The sequence below is a fragment of the Psychrobacter sp. Sarcosine-02u-2 genome, assembly GCF_002836335.1.
Lineage (GTDB): Bacteria > Pseudomonadota > Gammaproteobacteria > Pseudomonadales > Moraxellaceae > Psychrobacter > Psychrobacter faecalis.
Genome location: NZ_PJBX01000034.1, coordinates 1 through 2,091, shown reverse-complemented (window position 1 = coordinate 2,091; position 2,091 = coordinate 1). Strand labels below are relative to the sequence as shown.

Here is a 2,091-nt window from a genome sequence, read left to right as displayed (position 1 = left end):
TATTACTATCTATCAGTAAGAATATTCGCTTGCATCTAGCTGGCTTTCAAGATTTTGTATTGAACTGTCCACATCATTAAGTTGAGACTTCAATTGGCTAGCCTCACTATCTAAGTCAGACGCTAAATCGTCAAGTTCTGATTGTGATTGAATAAAGCTGAATTGATAATACATTCCACTAATATTGTCAGCTGTCTGATGAGCATTGTACATTTCACTTTGAAGATTTTCGATTTCAGCTTTGCTATTTTCTATAATCAACTTATATTCTTCGATAGCAGCGTAAGCATCATCTAATGCAATCTCGTTTGATTCTTCGGCTGATTTCAGACTGCTTGAATAAGACCAAACAAAAAATAAAACTAAAACCCCAATTATACCAATGCTAACTTTTTTATAGTTCACTTCGTTCTCTCAAATACAAACAAAAGTAAATTATAACAACATATTATCGGGTGTAGCTATATAACTTATAAAAAACCGCCCAAACCATTCAAGGAAGGAAAACTGATTAATTTAACATAATGAAGACGGCAGGATTTGAACCTGTGACGTTAGAATTATGAGTCCTGTCCTCTGACCACTACACCCCCAGTGTATTGCGATACCATCTGCGCTATGGGCCCGTAATTAATTACAAAACTCAATCTTATCTACAAAACCTTGAGCACCTTCCACGCCTCTATTTGCTCGGTCCTTAAGAAACTGCAGCCAATAATCTTTGTCGCACGACTCGGTTACCTCTTGATAATAATCATAGGCCTCTTGGTTGGTTAGATCGCACATATCAGCTTCCATGCTAAATCGTAGACATAAAAAAGCCCGATATGGAAAATCACATATCGGGTACAAAAACGTAGGCAATAAAAAAACGAAAGAACCGGAGAGTTATCTTTCGTTCAAGACATTCATATTTAAATCAATTTACAATTACTGCCATTGTAGAAAATATAACACTACAGTGCGGCATGGGTCAAGTCATATAATAATACCTAGACAAGCCTGCTCTTCCTTGCTTTATTTTTTAAATTTTATTAAGTGGATTAGTACCCTACATCATCATTTCTTCACTAATAGAGTCTCCTTCGTGCAAAGCATTAAAAAGCTTTACCTCTGCAACCTTTATTAATGCCTCTCGCTTAGCATAGGTGTAATTTTGAGTAGCATTCGAGTCAAACAAAAGATCTTCGCTGTTCTGTTTTTGCCATTCAACAATACTTTGTAAAAGCTCAGCGCAATAAGCCTCTCGAGCTTCATCAAATAATGGCGTGTCAATGGTAGGAGCATCACCAATATCATCTGCGACCGTAGTGATTGCTAACATCATAATGGCATCAAAACTTTGTGGGCTAACTTGTATGTCTTTTTCCTGTTTTATATCTAACATCATCTTACCTGCTATTTTCTAATCAAGAATTTGTATGACGCTATACTAGATTCTTAATGTGACAGACTAATGACATCATCATAATTACATGCTTTCAACCAGCTCACAGCTTATTGCTAGGTTAGATCTATACTTGGCAATATCATTATTAATACAGTGGACCAACTCTTCTAGGTCATTTAGCATCTGGCGTTGGTAGCATAAGAAATAATTACTGTAAGTTCTGTCATTCATTTTTATCCCACTAAACAACAATCGTCCTTCAACCGTGTAGATAGTCCACAAATCATATAGCTCAAAATGCAATGTCATACGTGCTACAAGCGACGATAACTCCTTTAAGGTTTGCTTACCGCCCCTAGGTGCTTCACGGCCATCTACGACGCATCTATCGAACATCTTAAGCGCAAGATACTCTACGACCATATCAAAGCACTCTGACCAGTCCCATAATTCGTTATCACCCCATACCAACAAAGACGCCAGCGCTTTAGCGTGACGACTCTCAATCAATGCAATAGCAGCTGCCTTATCCTCCCAGTTCACTTCAGGAGGCAATCCACCTTGGCCAATATCAAACTTAACGGTCTTGGCACCCATGCCCTGCTTTAACCATTCACCGCTGAGTAATTCTAAGCGTGGACTGGTGCCGAATCTTTTAGCTAGTAAGTTGGTCATTTTGAGTCTTCAATTTAATTAATCAA

4 protein-coding genes are annotated in these 2,091 nt (G+C 37.9%); all 4 read right to left on the bottom strand.

Annotation, left to right across the window (positions count from 1 at the left end):
- Positions 1-12 precede the first annotated feature (12 nt).
- The 4 genes from CXF58_RS01080 to CXF58_RS01070 all read right to left on the bottom strand — a co-directional run bounded on the left by CXF58_RS01080 (position 13) and on the right by CXF58_RS01070 (position 2,065).
- Complete coding sequence (locus CXF58_RS01080; protein ID WP_102076308.1) at positions 13-405, bottom strand: hypothetical protein; 393 nt, start codon at positions 403-405, stop codon at positions 13-15.
- Positions 406-630: 225 nt separating this feature from the next.
- On the bottom strand, positions 631-798 hold the full coding sequence (locus tag CXF58_RS13780) for a hypothetical protein (protein ID WP_180952491.1): 168 nt from the start codon (positions 796-798) through the stop codon (positions 631-633).
- Between the two features lie 253 nt (positions 799-1,051).
- The gene (locus CXF58_RS01075; RefSeq protein ID WP_225211716.1) at positions 1,052-1,390 is read right to left on the bottom strand and encodes a hypothetical protein; all 339 of its coding nucleotides are present in this window, start codon (positions 1,388-1,390) and stop codon (positions 1,052-1,054) included.
- An 81-nt stretch (positions 1,391-1,471) separates the two neighbouring features.
- Positions 1,472-2,065: a hypothetical protein gene (locus tag CXF58_RS01070; RefSeq protein WP_102076307.1), complete on the bottom strand. Its 594-nt coding sequence runs from the start codon at positions 2,063-2,065 to the stop codon at positions 1,472-1,474.
- Between the last annotated feature and the right edge of the window lie 26 nt (positions 2,066-2,091).

What these genes read in the sequence shown, in the direction of transcription:
- CXF58_RS01070 (WP_102076307.1), bottom strand. Translation starts at nt 2,065, where the DNA reads ATGACCAACTTACTAGCTAAAAGATTCGGCACCAGTCCACGCTTAGAA.
- CXF58_RS13780 (WP_180952491.1), bottom strand. Translation starts at nt 798, where the DNA reads ATGGAAGCTGATATGTGCGATCTAACCAACCAAGAGGCCTATGATTAT.
- CXF58_RS01075 (WP_225211716.1), bottom strand. Translation starts at nt 1,390, where the DNA reads ATGATGTTAGATATAAAACAGGAAAAAGACATACAAGTTAGCCCACAA.